19 protein-coding genes are annotated in these 24331 nt (G+C 69.9%); 5 read left to right on the top strand and 14 right to left on the bottom strand.

All coding sequences use genetic code 11. The annotated features are described in order from the left end of the window. Positions 1 to 26: 26 nt before the first annotated feature. From OCJ37_RS04330 to OCJ37_RS04310, 5 genes are all read right to left on the bottom strand, one after another. Positions 27 to 1217 carry a pyridoxal phosphate-dependent aminotransferase gene (locus OCJ37_RS04330; RefSeq protein ID WP_263112469.1) on the bottom strand — a complete coding sequence of 397 codons (1191 nt, stop codon included), beginning with the start codon at positions 1215 to 1217 and terminating at the stop codon, positions 27 to 29. 31 nt (positions 1218 to 1248) lie between these two features. Then, positions 1249 to 1758, bottom strand: a complete 510-nt coding sequence (locus OCJ37_RS04325; protein ID WP_263112468.1) for a RidA family protein — start codon at positions 1756 to 1758, stop codon at positions 1249 to 1251. A gap of 44 nt (positions 1759 to 1802) precedes the next feature. Beyond that, complete coding sequence (locus tag OCJ37_RS04320) at positions 1803 to 2231, bottom strand: c-type cytochrome (RefSeq protein ID WP_263112467.1); 429 nt, start codon at positions 2229 to 2231, stop codon at positions 1803 to 1805. Continuing rightward, positions 2228 to 3802: an NAD(P)/FAD-dependent oxidoreductase gene (locus OCJ37_RS04315; protein WP_263112466.1), complete on the bottom strand. Its 1575-nt coding sequence runs from the start codon at positions 3800 to 3802 to the stop codon at positions 2228 to 2230. Before OCJ37_RS04315 ends, OCJ37_RS04320 begins: the two co-directional genes overlap by 4 nt. Positions 3803 to 4031: 229 nt before the next feature. Continuing rightward, positions 4032 to 6728, bottom strand: coding sequence for a TonB-dependent receptor plug domain-containing protein (locus OCJ37_RS04310; RefSeq protein ID WP_263112465.1), 2697 nt, complete (start codon positions 6726 to 6728; stop codon positions 4032 to 4034). Between the two features lie 291 nt (positions 6729 to 7019). Here OCJ37_RS04310 and OCJ37_RS04305 point away from each other — a divergent pair, with 291 nt between their 5' ends. After that, positions 7020 to 7634 carry an HAD-IA family hydrolase gene (locus OCJ37_RS04305; protein WP_263113581.1) on the top strand — a complete coding sequence of 205 codons (615 nt, stop codon included), beginning with the start codon at positions 7020 to 7022 and terminating at the stop codon, positions 7632 to 7634. 353 nt (positions 7635 to 7987) lie between these two features. Here the strand turns inward: OCJ37_RS04305 and OCJ37_RS04300 are convergent, their stop codons facing one another. From OCJ37_RS04300 to OCJ37_RS04285, 4 genes are all read right to left on the bottom strand, one after another. Next, positions 7988 to 9220, bottom strand: coding sequence for an acetylornithine transaminase (locus tag OCJ37_RS04300; protein ID WP_263112464.1), 1233 nt, complete (start codon positions 9218 to 9220; stop codon positions 7988 to 7990). Between the two features lie 89 nt (positions 9221 to 9309). Then, complete coding sequence (locus OCJ37_RS04295) at positions 9310 to 9732, bottom strand: VOC family protein (protein WP_263112463.1); 423 nt, start codon at positions 9730 to 9732, stop codon at positions 9310 to 9312. A gap of 306 nt (positions 9733 to 10038) precedes the next feature. Beyond that, positions 10039 to 10854, bottom strand: a complete 816-nt coding sequence (locus OCJ37_RS04290) for an SDR family oxidoreductase (RefSeq protein ID WP_263112462.1) — start codon at positions 10852 to 10854, stop codon at positions 10039 to 10041. 124 nt (positions 10855 to 10978) lie between these two features. Beyond that, the gene (locus tag OCJ37_RS04285) at positions 10979 to 11644 is read right to left on the bottom strand and encodes a serine/threonine-protein kinase (protein WP_263112461.1); all 666 of its coding nucleotides are present in this window, start codon (positions 11642 to 11644) and stop codon (positions 10979 to 10981) included. A gap of 48 nt (positions 11645 to 11692) precedes the next feature. On the opposite strand from OCJ37_RS04285, the gene OCJ37_RS04280 reads away from it, so the two are divergent. Next, positions 11693 to 13708, top strand: coding sequence for a bifunctional DedA family/phosphatase PAP2 family protein (locus OCJ37_RS04280; protein ID WP_263112460.1), 2016 nt, complete (start codon positions 11693 to 11695; stop codon positions 13706 to 13708). A gap of 301 nt (positions 13709 to 14009) precedes the next feature. On the opposite strand, the gene OCJ37_RS04275 is transcribed toward OCJ37_RS04280, so the two are convergent. From OCJ37_RS04275 to OCJ37_RS04265, 3 genes are all read right to left on the bottom strand, one after another. Further along, complete coding sequence (locus OCJ37_RS04275; RefSeq protein ID WP_263112459.1) at positions 14010 to 14591, bottom strand: LON peptidase substrate-binding domain-containing protein; 582 nt, start codon at positions 14589 to 14591, stop codon at positions 14010 to 14012. A 28-nt stretch (positions 14592 to 14619) separates the two neighbouring features. Then, on the bottom strand, positions 14620 to 16104 hold the full coding sequence (gene mpl / locus OCJ37_RS04270; RefSeq protein ID WP_263112458.1) for a UDP-N-acetylmuramate:L-alanyl-gamma-D-glutamyl-meso-diaminopimelate ligase: 1485 nt from the start codon (positions 16102 to 16104) through the stop codon (positions 14620 to 14622). A 1383-nt stretch (positions 16105 to 17487) separates the two neighbouring features. After that, positions 17488 to 18051, bottom strand: a complete 564-nt coding sequence (locus OCJ37_RS04265; protein WP_263112457.1) for an adenylate kinase — start codon at positions 18049 to 18051, stop codon at positions 17488 to 17490. 145 nt (positions 18052 to 18196) lie between these two features. Between OCJ37_RS04265 and OCJ37_RS04260 the strand changes: the two genes are divergently transcribed. Continuing rightward, the gene (locus OCJ37_RS04260; RefSeq protein WP_263112456.1) at positions 18197 to 19456 is read left to right on the top strand and encodes a 6-phosphofructokinase; all 1260 of its coding nucleotides are present in this window, start codon (positions 18197 to 18199) and stop codon (positions 19454 to 19456) included. Positions 19457 to 19621: 165 nt separating this feature from the next. On the opposite strand, the gene OCJ37_RS04255 is transcribed toward OCJ37_RS04260, so the two are convergent. Continuing rightward, on the bottom strand, positions 19622 to 20197 hold the full coding sequence (locus tag OCJ37_RS04255) for a TetR/AcrR family transcriptional regulator (RefSeq protein ID WP_263112455.1): 576 nt from the start codon (positions 20195 to 20197) through the stop codon (positions 19622 to 19624). A 138-nt stretch (positions 20198 to 20335) separates the two neighbouring features. Here OCJ37_RS04255 and OCJ37_RS04250 point away from each other — a divergent pair, with 138 nt between their 5' ends. After that, a complete protein-coding gene (locus OCJ37_RS04250; protein ID WP_263112454.1) occupies positions 20336 to 20875 on the top strand; it encodes a hypothetical protein in 540 nt (179 codons plus the stop codon). Positions 20876 to 21496: 621 nt separating this feature from the next. Here the strand turns inward: OCJ37_RS04250 and OCJ37_RS04245 are convergent. Beyond that, entirely contained in the window at positions 21497 to 21952 is a 456-nt protein-coding gene (locus OCJ37_RS04245; protein ID WP_263113580.1) for a hypothetical protein, read from the bottom strand. A gap of 342 nt (positions 21953 to 22294) precedes the next feature. Between OCJ37_RS04245 and OCJ37_RS04240 the strand changes: the two genes are divergently transcribed. Continuing rightward, entirely contained in the window at positions 22295 to 24322 is a 2028-nt protein-coding gene (locus OCJ37_RS04240; protein ID WP_263112453.1) for a sodium-translocating pyrophosphatase, read from the top strand. Positions 24323 to 24331 lie beyond the last annotated feature (9 nt).

Raw genomic sequence — 24331 nt, 5'->3', positions numbered from 1 at the left:
GCCCTGCCCGGCAGTGCGGAACACGCTTAGGCGTTGCGGAAAAATCCGTGCAGCGGATCGTGCAGCGCCATCCTCGGCGCGGGTACCGGCAGCGGCCCGCGCTTGCCGGCCGCCACCTGCGCGAACGCGCGCTTGAACCGCGCCATCTCCGCCGCGGTGCCGACGGTGATGCGCGAACGGTTCGGCCACAGCGCCCAGCTGCGGCCGACGAACACGCCATACGTCGCCATCGCGTCCATGAATTCCTTCGCCGGGCGCTTCACGTCGACCATGAAACAATTGCTTTCCGAGGCGGTGCACGCATGGCCCTGCGCGGCGAGCCAGCGCACCACGTCGTTGCGGATGGCGCTGTTGAGCGCGCGCCGCTGCGGCACCAGCGTCGGGTCGCGCAGGCTGGCCAGGCCGGCGGCGACCGCGGTCACCGGCAGGCTGTTGACGCTGTAGAACTTCAGCCTGGCCAGCAGCTCCGGCCGCGCCACCGCATAGCCCAGGCGGATGCCGGCCATGCCGTAGAGCTTGGAGAAGGTGCGCAGCACGATCACGTCGTCGCCGGCGGCGACGCGATCGACCATGCTGCCGGCGCTGTCGGAGAAATGCAGGTACGCCTCGTCGACCACCAGCACGCTGCCCTTGGGCTTGTGCGCCAGCGCGTAGTCCAGGTCCTTGCGCGGCGTCACCGAACCGGTCGGGTTGTTCGGGTTGCAGATGTAGATCACGCCGGCATTGGCGTCGGCGGCGCACATCGCCTGCACGTCGTGCGCATCGTCCTTGCGCAGCGGGACCTTGATCACCTTGGCGCCGTTGCGCGCGGCGGCGCGCCAGCCGGACTCGAAGGTGGGATCGGCGGTGACCAGCGACGCGCCGGGCGAGGTGAACGCCAGCATGGCGTAGTCCAGCGGCTCGGTGGAACCGGCGTAGGCCATCAGGTGATCCAGTCCCACGCCGAGCTGGTCGGCGAGGGTCTGCAGCAATTCCAGCTGCAGCTCGCCCAGGTAGCGGCCGCCGCTGGGCGCGATCGCGGCGATCGCGCGCTGCGCGGCCGGCGACGGGCCGCCCGGGTACTCGTTGGCGTTGATCAGCACCGGCGCCAGGTCGGCGTCGGCCGCCTGCGCTGCGCCTGGCGCGGCCTGCGCCAGCCACGGCGCGCCGAAGCCGGCCGTGGCGACCAGCGCCGACTCCTTGAGGAACGTGCGGCGCGAACGCGACGGTTGCTGCATGGCGGACTCCTTGGAAAACGTGGCGAAGAACCTACGGACGTACCGCGACCACTTCGATCTCGATGCGGTACAGCGGATTGCCCAGCGCAGCGATCTGGAACGCCGAGCGCGACGGCAGGTTGGGCTGCTCGGGCGTGCCGAAGAACTGCCGGTAGCCGTCCATGAAGCCGGCGAAATCCATCTTCCCGCCCAGCGCCGGGTCGCCGACCAGGAACGCCTGCATCTTGACCACGTCGCGCATGCCCAGGCCCATGCCTTCCAGTTGCGCCTTGATCTGCGACAGCACGCTGACGGTCTGCGCCTTGGTGTCGCCGTAGGCGGCGGGCGAATCCTTCGGCGCGTCCGGGTCGATCGGCCGCGGCACCGCGCCGCTGAGATAGACCGTGGTCTTGCCGGCCGGGATCTCCACCGCCGCGGAAATCGGGAAATCGCTGTTGGGGATCTTGTGGCGCACGATCTCGGCGGCGCCGGCCAGGGCGGGCAGCCACAGCGCGGCGCACAGGCCGGCACGGAGCGGGCGGGAAACGGACGGACGGCGCATGCGGAACTCCTCGCGATCGAAAAGGGGAATGAAACGGTACCGGCTCAGTGCCGCAGCGTGCGCACCTCGTCGGCGCTGAGCTTGCCAGGGTAGTCGTTGCCGAACTGGCTGCGCACGTAGTGCACGACCTCGGCGACCTGCTGGTCGTTGAGCATGCCGGCGAAGCCGGGCATGCCGCCGCGGCCGTCGAGCACCATCATCGCCACGTACGGCGCCGCGGCCACCTTCGGGTTGCCGGCCAGCGCCGGATACTCGCCGCCGCCGCGCGCGCCCTGCCCGCCGGGCATGTGGCAGCCCTGGCAGATCGCCGCGTACACGGTGGCGCCGGAAGCGGTGGCGAACGTGGCCTGCGGATACAGCGGCGTGGCATCGGAACTCTGCGCCGCGGCCGGGCCGATCGCCGGTGGCAGCATCGGCGCCAGCACCGCGGCGGCGACCGCCGCGGCCAGCACCCAGTGACGGTCCAGCTTCATGCGTGGGCTCCATTGACGACGCGGCGATGCAGGCGCTCGATCGCGTCCAGCGCCGAGGTGATGGCCCCTTCCTGCCAGGCCGGGATGTACGAGGCGTGCTCGCCGGCGAGCGCGATGCGGCCGTCGATCCGGCACAGGTTCTCGTAGTGCTCGGCGCGCGCGGCATCGCTCCACATGCCGAAGCAGCCATGGGTGAACGGCACCCGGTGCCAGCCCACGGCGATGCCGTTGTCGAATTCGCGCGGGTACTGCGGATGCAGCTGCGTGCCGTATTCCACCGCCTTGGCCACGCGCTGCTGCGGCGTCATCGAGGTGAACTCGAACGCCTCCAGCCCCCACACGTAGGCGCCGAGCAGCACGCCCTTGCCGGCGCTCTGGAAACCGGTGCTCGGATAGCTGATCAGGGTGATCGGCAGGTCGGTGTAGCTGATCCCGCCGTAGATCGCCTCGTCCTCTTCCCAGAAGCGGCGCTTGAACTGCAGCCCGACCTTCACCGAGGCCGCATACGGCACCTGGCCGATCGCCGCGGCCATCTTCTCGCCCACCGCCAGCGGGATGCGGCTGAGGATCGACAGCGGGATCGTGCACACGCACCAGTCGGCCTTGGCCAGTTGCTCGCCGCCGTTTCCGTCCTGATAGGCGACGCTGACCCCGTGCGCGTCCTGGTCGATGCGGGTGACCCGTGCGTTGTAGCGGATCGCGTCGCCGAGCTGGCGCGCGAACGCCTTGCCGATCTGGTCCATGCCACCGACCGGCTGGAACATCGCGGTCTGCATTTCGTAGTTGTTGCCCGCCGCCAGCGTGGTCCACAGCCGCGAGCGCAGGATGTCCTGGGTGGTGAACGGTTCGGAGAACTGCGGCTTGCCGGACAGGCCGCCGCCGGGATACTTGGCGAAGCCGCGGCGCTCGCTGCTCTCGCGGCCCTTGACGTAGCCGAAGTCCTTGTCCAGCGCGCCCCAGTTGCGCAGCGACTCGAGCAGGATCTCCTGGTCCTCGCGCTGCACCTGCGCATCCAGCGCGCCCTGCCGGGTGCTCTTGGCCAGCAGTTCGGCCACATGCCCCTTGTAGTCGGCGTCGATGTCGCGGAAACGCTGCGGCTTACCGCCGAAACCCTCGCGGCTGTGCAGCAACGCGTTGAAGTTGACCTGCACGAACGGTTCCAGCGCCACCCCGAACTGCCTGCAGTAGGACAGCACCGCCTTGTGGTGGTGCGGGATGCGCCACGGGCCGGGATTGAGGTACATGCCTTCGTCGAAGCCGCACTGCTGCGCGAAGCCGCCCAGCTCGGTGTAGCGATCGCCGCCGCGCAGCGTCCAGTTGCGGCCGCCGGGGCGCGCGTTGTACTCGAGCACCTGCACCCGGTAGCCGGCCTTGCGCAGTTCGTAGGCCGCGGTCAGCCCGGCCAGTCCGGCGCCGAGCACCAGCACCGAGGCGCCCCTGGCGTCGCCGTCCAGCCGCGGCACTCCATTGAAGCGCGATTCGGCGGCCAGGCCCAGGCTGTGCATCGCCTGGTACATCATCGCGCCGCCGCCGGCCAGGCCGATCCTGGCGAGCAATTGGCGGCGGGTCATGGCTCCCCTGGTTGGTGCTTGCATCGTCGACGTCGCCTCGCGGATTGCAGAGCGACCATAGCCGCCGCGGCGGCGGCGCAGGCCGTGTGCGGCGGGTAGGTCGCGATGGAGCGGGTAGGACCGCGGCCGGTGCGGTGCGCGGCGCGATCGGTGGCGGGCATTGCGGCGCGGACGGACCCTCACCCCTCCCCCCTCCCTGGAGGAGAGGGGCTCGAGCGGGGCGCGGCGCTCAGAACCGGTAGGTCAGCTTGGCGTAGTAGCGCGCGCCGAAGTAGCCGATCGGGCTGCCGGTCAGGTACGGCGAGTTGTAGTAGCTGAGGTAGTTTTTCTCGAGGTAGTCGTAGGCCGCCGACGGGATCTTGTCGGGGTACTTGTTGAACACGTTGTCGCCGCCGACGCTGACGGTCAGCTGGTCGTTGGGCCGGAACGTCAGTTCGACGTTGGTCAGCGCCATCGTGCCGATCTTCTGCTTGTAGTAAGGCGCGCCGTTGACGTCGACCACGTCGAGCTGGCCCAGCACGCTGTCGGGAAAGACGTCGCCGTTCCATTCGTCGTATGGCGCGATCAACTGGTACTGCGGGCCGTAGATCGCCTCGGTCACGCGCAGGCTGAACTTGCCCACGTTGAACGTGGCGCCCAGGTTGGCGCGGTACTTGGGCGCGTTGTTCTCCAGGTTGATCAGCGTCGCCGCGCTGTACATGGTGGCGCCGCCGAGCACCTCCGGCGCCGGCTTGGCGCTGAGTACCTCGGTCTTGTTGTAGTTGGCCGCCAGCATCCAGTCGATCGAGCCCCAGTCGAACTCGGTGATGTAGTTGGTCACCCAGTCCACGCCGGTGCTGCGGGTCTTCAGCGCGTTGTTGAAGATCGCCACCGAGATGTTCTGCCGGGCGGTGGCGTCGAGCGAGCCGCCCGGCGCCGCCGGATCGATCCCGCCGAGGTAGCCGAAGTCGACCAGCGCCTGGCCCAGCGCGGCGTTGTAGGCGGCATCGGGCGTGCCGTCGCCATTGGTGTCGCCCGGCTGGCCGGCGCTGGAATACTCGAAGGTGCCGACGCCGATGCGATCGGAGATGGTGATGCGGTAGACGTCGAGCGTGCTGTCGAAGTTCTGCATCGGCCGGAACACGAAACCGAGGCTGTAGTTGGTGCTGGTCTCCGGCTTCAGGCTGCCGAAGCCCAGCGCCGCGGCGGCCGCGCTGTTGGGCTGCAGGGTCGGGGTGGCGCTGGTCGGGCCGACCTGCACCGCCGAGTAGTAGCCTTCCTGCAGGGTCGGCGCGCGGAAGCCGGTGCTGGCGGTGCCGCGCACCGCGAAGGTATCGGTGAGGTCGAAGCGGGTGGTCAGCTTGCCGACCACCTTGCTGCCGAAGTCGCTGTAGTTCTCGTAGCGGCCGGCCACGTCGAGCAGCCACTTCTCGGTCGGGTTGAACACCACGTCGGCGTAGGCGGCGTAGCTGTGGCGGCTGTAGGAGCCGGTGTTGAACAGCGGGTTGTAGCCGGGGAACGAGGACGCGCCGGCGCCGTAGTACGAGGTCGGATCGCCCGGATCGATGCCGTACTGGTCCCGTCGGTATTCGACGCCGGCGTTGAAGGTCAGCGGCTGCGACAGGCCGACGTCGAAGTCGTGCGTGGCGTTGAGGTTGGTGGTCCACTGGCTGGCCCAGAACGAACCGTCGTAGAAGTCCTCCGGCGAATAGCCGTAGTCCTGCCACAGGCTGAAGTTCATCGAGTTCAGCGTGTACACGTCCATCTCGTTCTTGCCGTAGCTGCTGGAGAAATCCCAGGACCAGTCGGCCAGCACGCCCTTCAGCCCGGCGGTCAGCTCGTAGTCGACCTCGTCGGACGCCTCGGACGGATTGAAGCCCAGCGGATACTTGTGGCTGACCGCGCCGGTCGCCGGATCGACGTAGCCGCCGTCCTGGCTGGGGCGGCGGTAGTTCTCCTCCGACTCCGCGGTCTTCTTGCCGTAGCTGCCGAAGGCGTAGAACTCCAGGGTGTCGCTGAGCACCGCGCCGGAGTTGAAGAACAGCGCCTTGCGATGCACTTCCGGCGGATTGAGCCAGGCGTTGACGTTGGGGAAGCGCCCGTTGAGGGTCATGCCCTCGACGTCGTCGGCCAGGAACTCGGCCATGCTCGGATTGACCGCCGAACAGTCGGCATAGTTGGCCACGCAGTCGGCGTAGCTGTACGAACCGAGCCGGTACACGGTCTTGCGGTTCTCGACCTCGGCGCTGAGGCTGAAATACGCCGCGTCGCTGCCGAAGCCGATGTTGGCGCCCCACGAATCGGTGCCGCCGCCGCCATCCTTGTAGCCGGCGTAGCCGGCATCCACCTCGCCGCCCTCGTGGTTCTTCTTGAGGATGATGTTGATGACGCCGGCGATCGCGTCCGAGCCGTACAGCGCGGCGGCGCCGTCGGTCAGCACCTCCACGTGGTCGATCGCCGCGGCCGGAATGAACGACAGGTCGGCCGAGGCCGCGCCGGTGGTGGTGTTGACGTTGGAGGTGATGTGACGGCGCTTGCCGTTGACCAGCACCAGGGTGTGGTTGGGCGACAGGTTGCGCAGGCTGGCGGTGAGCGTCTGGCTCGCCATGTCGTTGCCGGTCTGGTTGGCGTTGTAGGACGGCACCTGGTTGGCGATGGCGTTGATCAGGTCGGGCGCGGCCGACTGCTTGAGCATCTCGGCGCTCACCAGTTGGATCGGCGCCGGGCTGTCGGTCACCGCCATGTTGGCCTTGCGCGTGCCGGTGGAGATGACGGTGATCGCGTCCAGCGTCTTGGCCTCGCCACCCGGCTCTTCGGCCAGCGCCGGCAGCGCCTGCGTGCCGGCCAGCAGCAGCGTCAGCGTGGCCAGTCCGTGGCCGTGACGTGCGTTGCGCAGTCCCCTGCATACCGATTCCGCCAGACGATCGGCGTTCAAACGCTTGCTCATGTTCAAGACCCCCGAGGTGACGTGGATGTGGCGTGGATGCGCACCGGCTCCCCGGCCGGCGGCGCCGCGATCGCGGCGTGCAGGGACCATAGCCAGCGCACAGCGCTCGGCGGCCGGATCCGACGGGTAGGTGCGCCGCGAGCGGGTGGGTGGGGGCGGGCGAGTGCCGAGCCGCGGGTAGTGGCGTTCATCGCCGCGGGGAGTGGGTTAATCTCGGCCACCGACATTTCTGGCCCGAGCCATGTCCCATCCGCGCCGTTGCGTGCAGCGCCAGACACGGTGGCCGCGTTGATCCATCCAAGCCCGAGATTGCTGCTGCTCGACTTCGACGGCGTGCTGGCCGCCTACTCGCGGACGGCACGCATCGCGCACCTGGCCGCCCACTGCGGCTGCGATCCGGCACGGGTGCGGGAGGTGCTGTTCGCGTCCGGACTGGAAACCGCCTACGACGGCGGCGGCGTCGCCACCGCGGACTATCTGCAACGGCTCGGCGCGGGCCTGGGCGCGCAGGTTGGCGAAGCCGACTGGATCGCCGCGCGCGTGGCCGGCAGCCGCGGCGATCCCGGCGTGATCGAACGCGTGCTGGCGCTGGCCGACAGGATCGGCATCGGCGTGCTGACCAACAACGGCACGCTGATGGCGCAGGCGATCCCACGGATCGTGCCGGCGCTGTTCCCGTTGTTGCAGGGACGTGTGCTGTGCAGCGGCGCACTCGGCGGACGCAAGCCGCAGGCCGAGGTCTACCGGCGCGCGCTCGCCCATTTCGGCGTCGCACCGCGGCACGCGCTGTTCATCGACGACCTGTTCGTCAACGTGCGCGGCGCCCGCGCCATCGGCATGCCTGCCGAAACCGCCAGCGGCGCCCGCGCCCTGCGCCGCGCATTGGCGCGGCACGGGCTGGCGTAAGCACCACGCATCCGCGCAACAGATCCGCCGCAGCTGCAGCGGCCACGGCTGTGCCTGTGCCCGCGGCCATGGCTATAGCGGTTGTTGCTGTTGCTGTTGCTCAGGATTTCGACGTTGCTCTTCGGGGCCCCATAGAGCGCGGCGGAGGGCGCGCGTCCGGGGTGTGCTTGACCAGCCTTCGGCTGCTGTAAAGCGCTTCTGGTTATTTTTCTTTGCACAAGCAAAGAAAGGTGACTCGCGCAAAGCGCGAAAGCTTCGGCCTTTGGCTTCGGCCTTTGGCTTCGGCTTTGGCTTTGGCTGTGGCTATTGCCGCCGTTGCATCACGTGCAAGCAAGCACCATCCGCATCCCGACTCACCGCTTACCGACATACTCCCGCAGCGCCGCCCGCAACCGCCTCAACCCCTCGGCCAGCTCCTGATCGGTGAGGTTCAAGGAGGGCACGAACCGCAACACATCCGGCCCAGCCTGCAACGTCAACAGCCCCTGCGCGGCGGCGTGATCGAGGATCGCCCCGGCCTGCCCCGCATGCGCCTGGTTCAGCACCGCGCCGAGCATCAGGCCACGCCCGCGCACCTGCGAAAACAGCTTGAACTCCTCGTTGAGCGCGGCCAGCCCCTGCCGCAGCGCCGCCGCCTGCCGCGACACGTTCGCCGCGATCGGCGCCGACGCCAGCTTGCGCAGCGCCACCCGCGCCACCGCCGCCGCCAACGGATTGCCGCCGAAGGTGCTGCCGTGCGCGCCGAACTGCATGGTCTCGGCGACCTTCGGCCCGGCCAGCAGCGCACCGATCGGGAACCCGCCGCCCAGCGCCTTGGCCAGGGTCACGATGTCCGGCGTCACGTCGTCCTGCCAGTGCGCGAACAAGGTGCCGGTGCGGCCCATGCCGCACTGGATCTCGTCCAGCAGCAGCAGCGCGTCGTGGCGGTCGCACAGCGCGCGCACCTGCGCCAGGAAGCCCGGTGCGGCCGGCATCACCCCGCCTTCGCCCTGCACCGGCTCGAGCATCACCGCGGCCACGTCGCCGGCGGCCATCGCCGTCTCCAGCTGCACGATGTCGTTGAAATCCACGTAGCGGAAGCCGCCGGGCAACGGCTCGTAGCCTTCCTGGTACTTCGGCTGCGCGGTGGCGGTGACCGCGGCCAGGGTGCGGCCGTGGAAGCTGCCGCGGAACGTGACGATGACCCGCCGGTCCGGCGCGCGGCCCCGGCTGGCGGCCCACTTGCGCACCAGCTTGATCGCCGCCTCGTTGGCCTCGCTGCCGGAATTGCACAGGAATACCTTGCGCGCGAAGCGCGAGGCGGCGACCAGTTCCTCGGCCAGGCGCAGCGGCGGCTCGCTGTAGAACACGTTGCTGGTGTGCCACAGCTTGCCGGCCTGCTCGAGCAGCGCCGCCGTCAGGTCCGGATCGTTGTGGCCGAGCCCGCACACCGCGATGCCGGCGGACAGGTCGATGTAGTCGCGGCCTTCGCTGTCCCACACCCTGGCGCCCTGGCCGCGCTCCAGCACCAATTGGCGCTGGCGGTAGATCGGCAGGTAGTAGTGCTGGCCGAGGGCGATCAGGTCCGCGGCGGAAGAAGCGGTCATCGAAGGGATTCCTGAGGGGAAAGCCCACGAGTATAAGACCGCTGGCGCCAGGTGCCGCGCAGCGCATCCCGCGCGCGCGCGGCGGCGGCTCACCACACGCCGGTGTTCGGCATCGACGCCCACGGCTCGGCCGGGGCCAGCGCCTCGCCCTTCTGCAGCAGCTCGATCGAGATCAGGTCCGGGCTGCGCACGAAGGCCATGCGCCCGTCGCGCGGCGGGCGGTTGATGACGATGCCCTGCGCCTGCAGGTGCGCGCAGGTCGCGTAGATGTCGTCGACCTCGAACGCCAGGTGGCCGAAGTTGCGCGCGCTGCCGTAGTCCTCGTCCGAATCCCAGTTGTAGGTCAGCTCCACTTCGGCTTCCGGGTTCTCCGGCGCGCCGAAGTACACCAGGGTGAACTTGCCGGCCGCGTGCTCGCTGCGCCGGGTCTCGCGCAGGCCCAGGCCTTCGGTGAAGAATTTGCTGGTCTTCTCCAGATCGTGGACGCGGATCATGGCGTGCAGGTATTTCATTGCGACAACTCCAGTGGATGGGGGAACCGGCGGCATGGCGCCGCGGCGCCGTGCTGCATATGCATAGGGTAGCGCCCGCGGCGTGCAGGGACGGGCAAACCGCGGGGCATGGGCCGCGTGCGACAGCGCTCCAGCGCACCCAGCGGCCGGGCGCGGGTCCTGCAGGAGCAATCGTTAGCCCGCCGCCCCGAACGAAACCGGGGGACGTTTGCGACACCGCGGAAACGGCCTGGGCCGACCGACGCCCCTCCTGCCGTGCGCCGGGCGCATCCGCCGCCACGCTGGCGTCGCCTGCGCCTGCGCCGCTCAATCCAGGAACAGATCCGGCAGCAACGGTTGCGCCGGATCCAGCGCGTAGCCGGACAGGTCGATCACCCCGGCCGCGGCCAGCACCTCGTCGTCGATCAGGAACTGGCCATGGAACCCGGCCGCCGGCCGGGTCAGCAGCGCGTGCGCGGCGTCGGCCATGATCTCCGGCCGGCGGCCATTGCCCGCGCTGACGCCCGGGATCATGTTCAGCGCCTCGGTGGCGATCAGCGTGCGCGGCCACAGCGCGTTGACCGCCACGCCCTGCGGGCCGAATTCGCCGGCCAGGCCCAGGGTCACGAAGCTCATGCCCATCTTCGCCAGGGTGTAGCCGGTATGCGGCGCCCACCATTTCGGGTCCAGCGACGGCGGCGGCGCCAGGGTCAGGATGTGCGGGTTGGCGCTGCGCAGCAGGTGCGGCAGGCAGGCCTGCGCGCACAGGAAGCTGCCGCGCGCATTGACCTGCTGCATCAGGTCGAAGCGCTTCATCGGCGTGTCCAGCGCGCCGCGCAGCCAGATCGCGCTGGCGTTGTTGACCAGGATGTCGATGCCGCCGAACGCCTCGACCGTGGCCGCCACCGCCGCGCGCACCTGCTCCTCCTCGCGGATGTCGCACTTCAGCGCCAGGCCGCGCCCGCCGGCCGCCTCCACCGCCGCCGCCGCGTCGTGGATGGTGCCGGGCAGCTTCGGATTGGGCACCGCCGACTTGGCCGCGATCGCCACGTTGGCGCCGTCGCGCGCCGCCCGCAACGCGATCGCCAGGCCGATGCCGCGCGAGGCGCCGGTGATGAACAGGGTTTTGCCGTTCAGGGTCACGGGATTGGGGATTCGGGATTGGAGATTCGCCGCAGCTTAGCGCTTTTGTCGTCCCCGCCAGGACAGCCCCAGACACAGCCATGCGCTTTACCAATCCCCAATCCCCAATCCCCACTCCCGGCCTTCAGGGCTTCGGCCCCTGCCCCTCGTTGTCTTCCCACTTGAGCAGGCGCCGGGTCACGAAGCGGTAGACCGGCTTGCCGGTGGCGAACCACAGCTCGCGCACCCAGGAGTGGCGCTTGAGCAGGCGCCGTTCGACCGGGGTCAGCGCGTGCCGGCAGTACATGCGCTTGTGCTTGAGCAGGTGGCGCAGGTCTTCGCGCGCCAGCAGCCGCATCCAGCGCGAGCGCGGCGCGCCGCGCACCGCCAGCTGGAAATCGATCAGCGCCGGGCTGCCGTCCTCCAGCACCAGCCAGTTGGCTTCCTTGGCCAGGTCGTTGTGCGCCACGCCGCGCCGGTGCACCTGCTGCAGCAGGCGTCGGGCGGCACGGAAATAGGCCAGGTCGCCGCGCGGCGGGCGCTGGTACATCGCCTCGCCGGCCAGGTAGCTGCGGTCCAGGAAGGTGCCGTCCCAGCCGCGCAGCTGCGGCGTCGCCGCCATGCCGGACAACTGCTGCAGGGCCTGCGCCTCGCGCCGCGCCAGCCACCAGGCCGGCAGCCGCAGCCACCAGGGCGCGGCGGTCAGGTCGCGGCGCACGAACACGCCCGCGCCGCCGTCGCGCACCAGCAGGATGCGCCCGAAGCTGTCGGACTTGAGGATCTGGGTGGAAGCGGCCGGCGCGCGGGTCATCGCGCCAGTTTAAGCGGAACGCCATCTGAGCCCACCTATAATCCCCCCATGAATGCATCATGGATCGACGCCACGCTGGAGTGGGTCGCAGCGCATCCCCTCCTGGCCGGCGCGGTCATCTTCGCGATCGCGTTCTGCGACGCGGTCATCGTGCTGGGCACCATCGTGCCGGCGCTGCCGCTGCTGTTCGCGATCGGCGTGCTGATCGGCCTGGGCCAGATCTCCGGGCCGTACGCGGTGGTCAGCGCCGCCCTCGGCGCGCTGGCCGGCGACGCGCTCAGCTACTGGGTCGGCCACCGCTGGGGCCACCAGCTGCGCAACTACTGGCCGTTCCGGCGCTACCCGCAGCTGCTGGACCGCGGCGAGACCATGTTCCGCCGCAATGCTTTCAAGAGCATCCTGATCGCGCGCTACGTCGGCGCGATCCGCCCGTTCGTGCCGGCCGTGGCGGGCATGATGAAGATGCCGCTGCGCCGCTATTTCCTCGCCAGCGGCGTCGCCGCGGTGACCTGGGCGCTGCTGTTCCTGGGCCCGGGCTGGCTGCTCGGCCAGGCCTACGACGCGGTCGCCGCGGTCGCCGGGCGCCTGTTCCTGGTGGTGGGCCTGCTGGTGCTGGCGCTGGGCCTGGCCTGGGCGATCGTGCTGTACGGCTACCGCTGGTCGGCCGGGCACATGGACGCGCTGCTGGCGCGCGGCCTGGACTGGTCGCGCCGGCACCCGGTGCTGGGCCGCTACTCGATCGCGGTGTTCGACCCGCAACGGCGCGAATCGGTGCCGCTGGCGATGCTGGCGGTGATGCTGCTGGCGCTGGGCTGGTGCTGGTTCGCGCTGCTGATGGTGGTGGTCGGCCACGGCGAGCCGCTGCGGCTGGACCTGGCGGTGCACGACCTGATGCTGGCGCTGCGCAACCCGCTGGCCGACTACCCGATGACCGCGCTGGCCTCGCTCGGCGACTGGCAGGTGCTGGTGCCGGCCACCACGCTCGGCCTGGGCTACCTGATCTGGCGCCGGCGCTGGATGGCCGCGGCGCACTGGCTGGCGGCGCTGGCCTTCGGCCTGGCCCTGACCAAGCTGCTCGGCACCACCGTGCACGTGGTGCGCCCGCCGGCGGCCAGCAGCGGCTTCGGCTTCCCGTCGGTGGCGGTGACCATGGCCACGATCAGCTTCGGCTTCTTCGCCGTGCTGATCGCGCGCGAACTGCCCGGGCGCTCGCGGGTGTGGCCGTACCTGCTGTCGGGCGCGCTGGTGACGCTGATCGGCTTCGCCCGCCTGTACCTGGGCGCGCACTGGCTCAGCGACGTGATCGGCGGCATGCTGTTCGGCATCTTCTGGCTGCTGGTGCTGGGCATCGCCTACCGCCGCCGCTTCAACCGCGCGTTCTGGATGAAGCCGCTGGCGTGGCTGTTCTATGGCGGCTTCGTCGCCGCCGCGCTGTGGTACGCGCCGCGCGACCTGGAGCGCAAGCTGGCCAAGTTCGAACCGCCGCCGCCGGTGCGCATGGACCTGGCGACGAGCGCGTGGTGGCAGGACGAATGGCGCCTGCTGCCGTCGCGGCGCAACGAGTTCGACGACAACCAGCGCTGGCCGCTGGACCTGCAGGTGGCTGGGCCGCTGGCGCCGCTGCAGCGCCGGCTGGAGGCCGCCGGCTGGCGCGTGCAGGCGCAGGCCGGCTGGCAGCAGGCGCTGCAGTTGCTCGACTACAAGGCCCAGCCCGAGCAGGTGCCGGTGCTGCCGGCGACGCTGGACACCCAGGTGGAATCGCTGCTGATGCTGCGCAGCGGCCCGCGCCCCGGCGAACTCTACGCGCTGCGCCTGTGGCCGGCGCCGGCGCAGCTGCAACCGGGCAACGTGCCGCTGTGGCTGGGCAGCGCGCAGAGCCTGCGCTACGAACGCCACTTCAACCTGATCGGCCTGTGGCGGCCGCTGCGCGGCGCCGATCCCGCGCTGAACGCGGTCACCGAAGCGCTGCACGCGCTGCCCACGCGCAAGGACATGCACCACCCATCGCAGGTGCCGGTGTTGCTGGTGCGCAGCGAGGGCCAGGCGCCGGCGGAGGCCGAGTGACACGTCCTCCTCTTCAGCCGTTCACCGCCAGGATCGCGTAGCGAAGCACTGCAGGAGCGACTTCAGTCGCGACAGGCACTACCGACGAAACCCGTCGCGCCCAATGATCGAGGCCGCCTCGTCGCACCTATAAATTCGGTGTCGTGTATGGAACGACCCGGGTCGCGGATGGCGCATGTCGCGGCTGAAGCCGCTCCTACAAGAACGCCACTGCCCGGCTTCGTCAGAAAGCGCCTGGCAGCTCGCCACGCACCCGCCACCGATACCCCAGCCAATCCATCCCGAATCCCGAATCCCGGCCTCAAGGTATCCAGCCAAGCAACTGCTCCAGCCGCTCGTGCGGATCGTCTTCCTGCAGCAGCGCCAGGCGCTGGCGTTCCTCCAGCGGCAGCAGTTCGGCCAGGCGCCAGCCGACCCAGGCGGCCTGGTCGAGCAGGCGCGGGCCGGCCACCGGATACACGTCGGCGGCCTGGTCGAGGATGCTGTCCAGCACGGTCGACAGCAGCGCGTGCTGCGGCTGCAACTCGTCGTCGCTGTCCGGCTCGCGCCAGTGCACGTCGCCGACCACCAGGCCGTTGTCGCGCACGCGGCTGCGCAGCACGTGGAAGCGGCGCTCGCCGCGCAGGCTCAGCACCAGCACGCCGTCGGCGCCGACATCGAAATCGACGATGCGCGCCTCGGTGCCGTAGGCGGCCGGCACCGCCGGCGCACCGGTCTCGGCGCCCTCCAGGATCAGGCATACGCCGAAGCCGCTGCCGTTGCGGCCGCATTCGCGCACCATGTCCAGGTAGCGGCGTTCGAACACGCGCAGCTTGATCGACGCGCCCGGCAGCAGCACCGCCTGCAGCGGGAACAGCGGCAGCGTGCTGCGTTCCTCGCTCATGCGCGCACTCCGCCGCACCGCATGGCGCTCACTGCAGCGCCGCCAGGAAGCGCCGCGGCGCGCCGTCGAAGCCGCCGTTGGACATGAACACCACATGGTCACCGGCCTGCGCCTGCGCCCGCAGCGCCGCCAGCAATTCGTCCACGTCCGCCGCGGCGCAGGCCTGGCCGCGCACGTCGGCGATCACCCTGGCCGCGTCCCAGGCCAGTTCCGGCCGCTGCAGGAACACCACCGCGTCGGCCGCCTCCAGCGCCGGCGCCAGCGCATCGGCGTGCGCACCCAGCCGCATCGAATTGCTGCGCGGCTCCATCGCCACCACGATGCGCGCCGCGCCGACCTTGGCGCGCAGGCCTTCGAGCGTGGTGCGGATCGCGGTGGGATGGTGCGCGAAATCGTCGTAGACGGTGATGCCCTGCGCCTGCCCCAGCACTTCCAGGCGCCGCTTGACGCTGCGGAACTGCGCCAGCGCCGGCATCACCTGCGCCGGCGCCACGCCGACCGCGTGCGCCGCGGCCAGCGCCGCAAGCGCGTTCATCACGTTGTGCCGGCCGAGCAGCGGCCAGCGCACCTGGCCCAGCTCCCGGCCATGGTGCAGCACCGCGAAATGGCTGCCGTCGGCCACCAGCAGGCGCGCGCTCCAGTCGAATGCCGGATCCAGGCCGAAACGCTCCACCGGGGTCCAGCAACCCATCGCCAGCACCTCGCGCAGGTGCGCGTCCTCGCCGTTGACGATCAGCCGCCCGCGCCGCGGCACGGTGCGCACCAGATGATGGAACTGGCGCTGGATCGCGGCCACGTCGGGGAAGATGTCGGCGTGGTCGTATTCGAGATTGTTGAGGATCGCCACCAGCGGCCGGTAGTGCACGAACTTGCTGCGCTTGTCGAAGAACGCGGTGTCGTACTCGTCGGCCTCGACCACGAACAGCGGCCGCTGCGCCACGGGCGCGGCGTCGCCGCCGGCGTCCGCGCGGGGGCCGGCGACGGCCGCCGCGTTCGCGTTCGCCGCGCCGGCCTCCGGCGCCTGGCCGCGCTGCGCGGCGGCAGGCGGGGACGGATCGCCGCCCAGCCGCGCCGAGACGCCGAAGTCCTCGGCCACGCCGCCGATCAGGAAGCCCGGCTCGCGGCCGGCGGCCTGCAGCAGCCAGGTGAGGATGCTGGTGGTGGTGGTCTTGCCGTGGGTGCCGGCCACCGCCAGCGTGTCGCGCCCGGGCAGCACCTGCTCGCTCAGCCACTGCGCGCCGGAGGTGTAGGCGCGGCCGGCATCCAGCACCGCCTCGACCGCGGCGTTGCCGCGCGACAGCGCATTGCCGACGATCACCTGTTCGCAGTCGGCAGCGATGTGCTCGGGCAGGTAGCCCTGCTTCAGCGCGATGCCGAGCTGCTCCAGTTGCGTGGACATCGGCGGATAGATCGCCTGGTCGCTGCCTTCGACCGCATGGCCGAGTTCGCGCGCCAGCGCGGCGACACCGCCCATGAACGTACCGGCGATGCCGAGAATATGGATCTTGCTCATGCGCCGATTGTCGCCGATCCCCCGACGCGCGCAAACCGGCGCGACGGCGGCGGCCCGGCGCGCGGCGCCGCCGGCAAGGCACGCCAGGCCCACATGGCTGCATGCGGGGCGCCACCGCGTCAAGTAGGGAATCCCCCACACCCCCTGCAGAAAGTTCCCGATAGGCAAGTCGGGAGCCAACATCGAAAATGAACCAGCCAGCCGCAGCACCCTACGGTCCTACTCCCCAAGAGGCCATCCCCAAGGGAGCTCATGTTGCGGGGCCCTGAGCAAGCCCGTCCGCTGGCACCTGACGGTTTCCGGCCTCCCGCCCGCCTCGAGCGTGGCGGGAGGCGCGGTTTTCCCGGCTGTTCCTGTGCGATGCGATCACCCGGGGCTCGGACAAGGCGGACGTGCCGCGCGACCAGGTCGCCTACGACACGGCGCGCGACGATCCATGATGAGCGCTTCGGGAAAAAGGCTTTGGTGGCCTGGTGCGGGAATGCGCAGCCAGCGCCTCCTTGCGGCCGGTCGGGGCCGAAGCCCTCCTACGTGCACCTGGCCGGGATCGCACACTCCTGGGAGCAACGCTGCAGCCTTTCGCGTCGTGGCGAATGACACGGCAGACCTTCCCGCGTCGGGGCTGAAGCCCCTCCCACAGTGCACCCGGCCAGCGCAGCGCGATTGCCTTGCAGGAATGGGTTCAATCGCGGCAGACGTGGCGGTGGTTACGGCCCCGGGCGCGCGCCGGGCCTGGCTGCGGCTGCACTGGAGGCTGAAGCGCCGCGCTGCACACAGCAGGATCGCCACAACCGCCTCCCGTGGGAGCGACTTCAGTCGCGACGCGCGGAACTCGGAAGTTGGCCGGCTTGGTCGCTCCCGGTCGGGCTGATAACCCGAGGCCACCCAGAGCCTCCTGCACTGCATCGGGCTGGCGAGGCGCAAAGGCCCTGCAAGCAGTTTCAACCTGGACGAACGCAGCGGCGTGGCGGCTACGGATGAGCCTGGGCACAATGCGGATGCGCCGAATGCTGAAGCGCCACACCGCACACAGCATGGCCGCCACAACCGCTTCCTGTAGGAGCGACTTCAGTCGCGACGAGCGGAGTTCGGAAGTTGGCAGCGTTGCTCGCTGTCGGGCTGAAGCCCCCACAGTGCACCCATCAGCAGATGGCCGCCGTCGCGCGGAACGCTTCGGGTCGCGGCGGGCCATCCATCGCGACGCCGCAAGCGAGCATGTGGGAAGTCTGCGGCCTGGAGCCCGCACGCCCTGCGGAGCGCGTACACGGCTCTTGAGAACGACGGCTACATCAGGGAGTCCGGCTTTTCGATGGCCCAGGACCCCCGTCACCAAGCGCCACATCGGCCGAGCGCCGCATTGCGGCTACTCGGCACAGGGTCGCCTCAGCGGCCGATCGCCGCCAGGATGCGGGCCAGCACGTCGTCCTGCGAACCGACGCCGTCCACGCGCGCCAGGGTGCCGCGCTTGTCGTAGAAGCCGATCACCGGCGCGGTCGAATCGTTGTACACCTGCAGGCGCTTGCGCACCGATTCGGGGTTGTCGTCTTCGCGGCCTTCGGCCTTGGCGCGGCCGGCGATGCGCTCGACCAGCAGCTCGGTGGCCACGTCCAGCTGCACCACCGCGTCCAGCGGCTGGCCGATCTTGGCCAGCAGGTCGTCCAGCGCCGAGGCCTGGGCCAGGTTGCGCGGGTAGCCGTCGAGGATGAAACCGTTGGCGACGTCGTCGCGGCCCAGGCGCGATTCGAGCATGCCGAGCAGGATGTCGTCGGAAACCAGGTCGCCGCGCGCCATCACTTCCTTGGCCTGCACGCCCAGCGCGGTGCCGGCGGCGACTTCGGCGCGCAGCAGGTCGCCGGTGGAGATGTGCGGGATCTGCAGCTTGTCCTTCAGGCGGGCCGCCTGCGTGCCCTTGCCCGATCCGGGCGGTCCCAACAGAACCAATCGCATCAACCTGACTCCTCGAGGAAATTACCGTGCGCGGCCGGCGGCGTTAGACTCGGGGGCCACGCCTGCGCTGTACCGCAAGGTCCCCAGCTTACCGCATCCGGGCAATGTCCCGGCAATGTCCCCACCCCAGGAGCGAGTCCCGACCATGGCCCAAGGCACCTTGCTGTACGCCCAGTCCGGCGGCGTCACCGCCGTCATCAACGCCAGCGCCGCCGCGGTGATCGGCGAGGCGCGCGCGCGCAAGGTCAAGGTCCTGGCCGCGCGCAACGGCATCCTCGGCGCGCTGCGCGAGGACCTGATCGACACCTCCAAGGAGTCGGCCGCGGCGATCCGCGCGCTGGCGCACACGCCCGGCGGCGCGTTCGGCTCGTGCCGCTACAAGCTCAAGTCGCTGGACGCCGACCGCGCCAAGTACGAGCGCCTGCTGGAGGTGTTCAAGGCGCACGACGTGCGCTACTTCCTCTACAACGGCGGCAACGACTCGGCCGACACCGCGTGGAAGGTGTCGCAGCTGGCCGAGGCGTTCGGTTACCCGCTGCACTGCATCGGCGTGCCCAAGACCATCGACAACGACCTGGCGGTCACCGACACCTGCCCCGGCTTCGGCTCGGCCGCCAAGTACACCGCAGTGTCGGTGCGCGAGGCGGCGCTGGACGTGGCGGCGATGGCCGAGACCTCGACCAAGGTATTCGTCTACGAGGCCATGGGCCGCCACGCCGGCTGGCTGGCCGCCGCGGCCGGGCTGGCCGCGCAGTCGCCGGACGACGCGCCGCAGATCATCCTGTTCCCCGAGCGCGCCTACGACGAGGCCGCGTTCCTGGCGCAGGTGCGCAAGGTGGTGGACAGGGTCGGCTGGTGCGTGGTCGTGGCCAGCGAAGGCATCCAGACCGCCGACGGGCGCTTCGTCGCCGATGCCGGCGGCGGCACCGACGCGTTCGGCCACAGCCAGCTCGGCGGCGTGGCCTCGTACCTGGCCGGCAAGGTCAAGGCCGAACTCGGCTACAAGGTGCACTGGACCCTGCCCGACTACCTGCAGCGCTCGGCCCGCCACATCGCCTCCGGGACCGACTGGGAACAGGCGCAGGCCGCCGGCAAGGCCGCCGTGCAGTTCGCGCTGAAGGGCATGAACGCGGTGATGCCGGTGATCGTGCGCAGCAGCGATGCGCCGTACCGCTGGAAGATCGAGGCCGCGCCGCTGAGCAAGATCGCCAACCACGAGAAGAAGATGCCGCCGGCGTTCCTGCGCAAGGATGGCTTCGGCATCACCGACAAGGCGCGCCGCTACCTGCAGCCGCTGATCCGCGGCGAGGCCTACCCGCCCTACGACCGCAGCGACGGCCTGCCGAAATACGTGGCGCTGAAGAACGTGGCGGTGAAGAGGAAGTTGCCGGCCTGGGAGGGGTGAAGGCGGTGCTGGTGCCGGGACTCGGGACTCGGGACTCGGGACTCGGGACTCGGCTTTCAGCGTGCTCGGCGCGGGGCGGGAAAACAATGCCGCCTCCGGAAAGTTTGGTCCTGGACGCGAGTCATCGGGCCACGATGCGCTGTGCCGGAGGAGCGCTGAGCGCCATCAGGCCGGCGGGCGCAGGAGCTTCTTCAGGCCGCCTTGGACGATCTCCGCGAACACCTTCGGTTCGCCATAGGCACGCGCGGTGAGCATCGCGCCGTACACGATCGACATGAACGATGCCGCCTCCACCCGGGCGGAGCCCTGCAGCTGGAACCGGCCCAGTTGCGCGCCCTTGGTCAGCACGATCTCCAGCCAGTTCGACAGGTCGCGAAAATGCGCGCGCACCTGCTCGGCCAGGTCGTCGGGCAAGGTGGGCAATTCGCTGGCCAGCATGCCGGCGACGCAAAACGGCGCGGACGCATCGGCGATGCACTTCTCCCAGTAGCCGGTGTAGAAGCCGAGCTGTTGCTCGGGATCGAAGGCCCCGCTTTCCAGCATCCGCGTCTGCGCGAGGATCAGCGCGCGGGATTCCTCCACGACCGCCCGCGCAAGATCGGCCTTGGCGGGAAAGTGATGATGGATGCTCGCCTTGCGCACCTGCACCTGCTCGGCGACGTCGGCGTAGCTGAATCCGTTGTAGCCCCGCGTCTGGATCAGATAGCGGGCCGAATCGATGAGTTTCTGCTGGGTCGTCATCGCGCGATTCTACCACCTGGTAGGTAGCCATCCAGATCCAATCGATTCAGAAATGCGATTCTTCACCTGGGCGCCGAAATTCATTGACTAGTAATCTACCAACTAGTAGGTTGATACGCACTTTCCGAGGACGACCTCATGAATTCACTTCGCAACTTCTACTTCCTGCGTGCCGGCGTCGCCTTTGCCTGGGTGGCCGCTGTCCTCCTCTCCGCACCTGCATCGGTGGCGCTCACCGTCACGCTGCTGGTGCTCTACCCGGCCTGGGATGCGATCGCCAACGTGCTGGATGCGCGGCGCAGCGGCGGGCGCCAGGCCAATCCGGGGCAGACGTTCAATGCGCTGGTCAGTGCCGTCACCGCCGTTGCCATGGCCGTCGCGTACGCGCTGCACGGCAACGCGGGCGGCGTCCTGGTGTTCGGCGCATGGGCGCTGCTCGCCGGGCTGTTCCAGCTCGCCGTCGGCATCCGTCGCCGCCGGCTCGGCGGCCAGGTCTTCATGATGATCAGCGGCGCCCAATCGGCGCTCGCCGGCGTGTTCTTCGTCATCCAGTCGTTCGGCACGGCGCCGGCGCTCGCCCAGCTCGCGCCCTACGCCGGCTTCGGCGGGGCCTACTTCCTGCTCTCCGCGCTGTGGCTGAGCTTGCGCAAGCCGCGCCCGGTGCCCTCGCCTTCCTGAGGCGTCCGCTGAGGCGCCCTCCCGTCTCGAAGGGGCTTGTCCAAGCGCACGGGCGGATCGGATTCACGGCGAAGATCCGCTGCGATGCCGCGCGATGCCGGAGGCCAACCGGCATCCGCAGCGCGACCTGAGCGCTCATGGGCGAGAACGGATTTCGCTTGGCGCACTCGCCCGACCACGCGCGCAATGCCGGTCGACCAGGCCTATCGGAATACGCAGGCCGCGTGCCGGTGCTGCGGCCGCGCCTGCGGAGCCGAACTCAAATTCGATTGCGCGTTCAGGGCGCGGACCAAGGAGGAATCAAGGATGGCGCGCCCAGGCACATGGGCGAGGTCGCCGAGGACGGGATGCGCCGGCGGCAGGCCGGCTACACCTGGTTCCATAACGCCACGCGGCATCGCGCGGGGACCTGACCACCGAAGGCAACGCTCGAACGCGCAACACGCATTCCAAAACGCGCATTGGCGGCGATGGATCGCCAGGAAGACGGGCGTGCCCCGTCCATCGTGCCTGGCCAGGACGCGCCCGGTCACGCGGCATCCAAGGCGCACCGCGGCGGGTCGCCGAACCGCCATGCCGCAACCCGGCAACGGCGCGAGCGCGCCGCCACCACGCCTCGGCTCAGCGGCAGGGCTTGCCTTCCACCGTCATCTGCGCGGTGAACTGCGGCACCTGCGCAATGGTGCCGGCGGCGGCCTGCTTCTTGGCCTCCTCCAGATAGATCCGCGACTGGCCCTGGCCGTCGCGCTCGGTCGGCGCGGCGACCGGTTTGCGCCACACCCGCACCACCGCCTGTTGCGACGGGCAGGCGGCGCTGGGCACGCGGATCACGTCGTTGAACTTCCAACCCGTCGCCTCGCTGGGCTTGGCCTGGTCGAATTCCACCAGCCTGGCGCGCGGCTGGCAGGTGGGGCTGCTGCGCACCGCGGAAAACTTGTAGGGCTGCGCCGCCTCGCCGGTGTAGACGCCTTCGAAACGCACGCAGGCCTCGGGGATCTGGCGGATCGTGTGCACCACGCCCACCGCCTGCGCGGCGCCGGGCTGGCGCTGCAGCTCCGGCACCGGGTCGGCGGCCATCGCCGCCAGCGGCGCGCAGGCGCACAGGCCCAGGGCCAAGGTCGAAGCGAGTGCGCGCACCCGCGCCGGGGTCGTCGATTGCATGGGCTTGCTCCTTGAACGCGATGCGCCACGCTGCCACGCGCAGACTGAACGAGGCGCCAAGGCACGATGCACGGGCCCGCTGCTGGCGATGCGCAGGACCCGGGCGCATACTCGGCCCGGTTCAGGCCAGGTCGAACATTGCGATACGCACCACCGGCGCGTTGCGGCCGCGGAGTCGTTGCATGCGTCAGGCTCCTTTCGGTGTGATCCCGCTGTACGTCCACCGCTTGGGCGACATCCACATCCTTGGGAGGGGTCATGCTGGAACGATATGCGGTCACCGTGGCACTGGCGTGCGCGGCCTTGGCAATTCTCTATGGCATCGTGTCCACGCGCTGGATCCTGGCGCAGCCGGCCGGCAACGAACGCATGCGGCAGATCGCCGATGCGATCCAGGAAGGCGCCCGCGCCTACCTCAACCGCCAGTACCAGACCATCGCCATCGCCGGCGTGGCGCTGTTGCTGCTGGTCGGGTTCTTCCTGAGCTGGTACACCGCAGGCGGCTTCGCGATCGGCGCGGTGCTGTCGGGCGCGGCCGGCTACATCGGCATGAACCTGTCGGTGCGCGCCAACGTGCGCACCGCCGAGGCGGCGCGGCGCGGGTTGGGGCCGGCGATGGACGTGGCGTTCCGCGGCGGCGCGATCACCGGCATGCTGGTGGTCGGGCTGGGCCTGATCGGCGTGGCCGGCTACTACGGCATGCTGCAATGGCTGGGGCGCAGCGTCGAGGAAAGCCTGCACGCGCTGGTCGGCCTGGCCTTCGGCAGTTCGCTGATCTCGATCTTCGCGCGGTTGGGTGGCGGCATCTTCACCAAGGGCGCCGACGTCGGCGCGGACCTGGTCGGCAAGGTCGAGGCCGGCATCCCCGAGGACGATCCGCGCAACCCGGCGGTGATCGCCGACAACGTCGGCGACAACGTCGGCGACTGCGCGGGCATGGCCGCCGACCTGTTCGAGACCTACGCGGTCACCGTCATCGCCACCATGCTGCTCGGCGGGCTGATGGCCGCCGAGGCCGGGCGCAACGCGGTGCTGTATCCGCTGGTGCTCGGCGGCGTGTCGATCGTGGCCTCGATCGTCGGCACCTTCTTCGTGCGCGTGCGGCCGGGCGGCTCGATCATGGGCGCGCTGTACAAGGGCGTGCTGGTGTCGGCGGTGCTCGCCGCGATCGCGTTCTGGCCGGTGACCCAGCAACTGATGGGCGATACCGCCGCCGGCGCGACCAAGCTCTACGGCTGCGCACTGATCGGCCTGGTGCTGACCGGCCTGATCGTGTGGATCACCGAGTACTACACCGGCACCCAGTACAAGCCGGTGCAGCACGTGGCGCAGGCCTCGACCACCGGCCACGGCACCAACATCATCGCCGGGCTCGGCATCTCGATGAAATCGACCGCGCTGCCGGTGATCGCGGTGTGCGCGGCGATCTGGGGCGCGTTCGCGCTGTCGGGTCTGTACGGCATCGCCATCGCCGCCACCGCGATGCTGTCGATGGCCGGCATGATCGTGGCGCTCGACGCCTACGGCCCGATCACCGACAACGCCGGCGGCATCGCCGAGATGGCCGAACTGCCGCCGGAAGTGCGCGCGGTGACCGACCCGCTGGACGCGGTCGGCAACACCACCAAGGCGGTGACCAAGGGCTATGCGATCGGCTCGGCCGCTCTGGCCGCGCTGGTGCTGTTCGCCGACTACACGCACAACCTGCGCGCCGCGCATCCGGGCGAAACCTTCGCCTTCGACCTGTCCGACCACACGGTGATCATCGGCCTGCTGCTCGGCGGGCTGATCCCCTACCTGTTCGGCGCGATGGCGATGGAAGCGGTGGGCCGCGCCGCCGGCGCGGTGGTGGAGGAAGTGCGGCGCCAGTTCCGCGAGATCCCCGGCATCATGCAAGGCACCGGCAAGCCGCAGTACGACCGCGCAGTGGACATGCTGACCCGCTCGGCGATCCGCGAAATGATCGTGCCGTCGCTGCTGCCGGTGGCGGTGCCGGTGGTGGTCGGGCTGCTGCTCGGCCCGCGCGCGCTCGGCGGGCTGCTGATCGGCACCATCGTCACCGGGCTGTTCGTGGCGATCTCGATGACCACCGGCGGCGGCGCCTGGGACAACGCCAAGAAGTACATCGAGGACGGCCACTTCGGCGGCAAGGGCAGCGAGGCGCACAAGGCCGCGGTCACCGGCGACACCGTCGGCGACCCGTACAAGGACACCGCCGGCCCGGCGATCAATCCGCTGATCAAGATCATCAACATCGTGGCGCTGCTGATGGTGCCGCTGCTGTAGGGCTGGCAT

It is taken from the genome of Xanthomonas sp. AM6 (genome assembly GCF_025665335.1).
Taxonomy (GTDB): domain Bacteria; phylum Pseudomonadota; class Gammaproteobacteria; order Xanthomonadales; family Xanthomonadaceae; genus Xanthomonas_A.
This window is presented reverse-complemented; position numbering and strand designations above follow the sequence as displayed.

Bases quoted from the DNA above. Each gene is read 5' to 3' on its own strand.
- OCJ37_RS04330 (WP_263112469.1), bottom strand. From the start codon at position 1,217: ATGCAGCAACCGTCGCGTTCGCGCCGCACGTTCCTCAAGGAGTCGGCG.
- OCJ37_RS04325 (WP_263112468.1), bottom strand. From the start codon at position 1,758: ATGCGCCGTCCGTCCGTTTCCCGCCCGCTCCGTGCCGGCCTGTGCGCC.
- OCJ37_RS04320 (WP_263112467.1), bottom strand. From the start codon at position 2,231: ATGAAGCTGGACCGTCACTGGGTGCTGGCCGCGGCGGTCGCCGCCGCG.
- OCJ37_RS04315 (WP_263112466.1), bottom strand. From the start codon at position 3,802: ATGACCCGCCGCCAATTGCTCGCCAGGATCGGCCTGGCCGGCGGCGGC.
- OCJ37_RS04310 (WP_263112465.1), bottom strand. From the start codon at position 6,728: ATGAGCAAGCGTTTGAACGCCGATCGTCTGGCGGAATCGGTATGCAGG.
- OCJ37_RS04300 (WP_263112464.1), bottom strand. From the start codon at position 9,220: ATGACCGCTTCTTCCGCCGCGGACCTGATCGCCCTCGGCCAGCACTAC.
- OCJ37_RS04295 (WP_263112463.1), bottom strand. From the start codon at position 9,732: ATGAAATACCTGCACGCCATGATCCGCGTCCACGATCTGGAGAAGACC.
- OCJ37_RS04285 (WP_263112461.1), bottom strand. From the start codon at position 11,644: ATGACCCGCGCGCCGGCCGCTTCCACCCAGATCCTCAAGTCCGACAGC.
- OCJ37_RS04280 (WP_263112460.1), top strand. From the start codon at position 11,693: ATGAATGCATCATGGATCGACGCCACGCTGGAGTGGGTCGCAGCGCAT.
- OCJ37_RS04275 (WP_263112459.1), bottom strand. From the start codon at position 14,591: ATGAGCGAGGAACGCAGCACGCTGCCGCTGTTCCCGCTGCAGGCGGTG.
- mpl (WP_263112458.1), bottom strand. From the start codon at position 16,104: ATGAGCAAGATCCATATTCTCGGCATCGCCGGTACGTTCATGGGCGGT.
- OCJ37_RS04265 (WP_263112457.1), bottom strand. From the start codon at position 18,051: ATGCGATTGGTTCTGTTGGGACCGCCCGGATCGGGCAAGGGCACGCAG.
- OCJ37_RS04260 (WP_263112456.1), top strand. From the start codon at position 18,197: ATGGCCCAAGGCACCTTGCTGTACGCCCAGTCCGGCGGCGTCACCGCC.
- OCJ37_RS04255 (WP_263112455.1), bottom strand. From the start codon at position 20,197: ATGACGACCCAGCAGAAACTCATCGATTCGGCCCGCTATCTGATCCAG.
- OCJ37_RS04250 (WP_263112454.1), top strand. From the start codon at position 20,336: ATGAATTCACTTCGCAACTTCTACTTCCTGCGTGCCGGCGTCGCCTTT.
- OCJ37_RS04245 (WP_263113580.1), bottom strand. From the start codon at position 21,952: ATGGCCGCCGACCCGGTGCCGGAGCTGCAGCGCCAGCCCGGCGCCGCG.
- OCJ37_RS04240 (WP_263112453.1), top strand. From the start codon at position 22,295: ATGCTGGAACGATATGCGGTCACCGTGGCACTGGCGTGCGCGGCCTTG.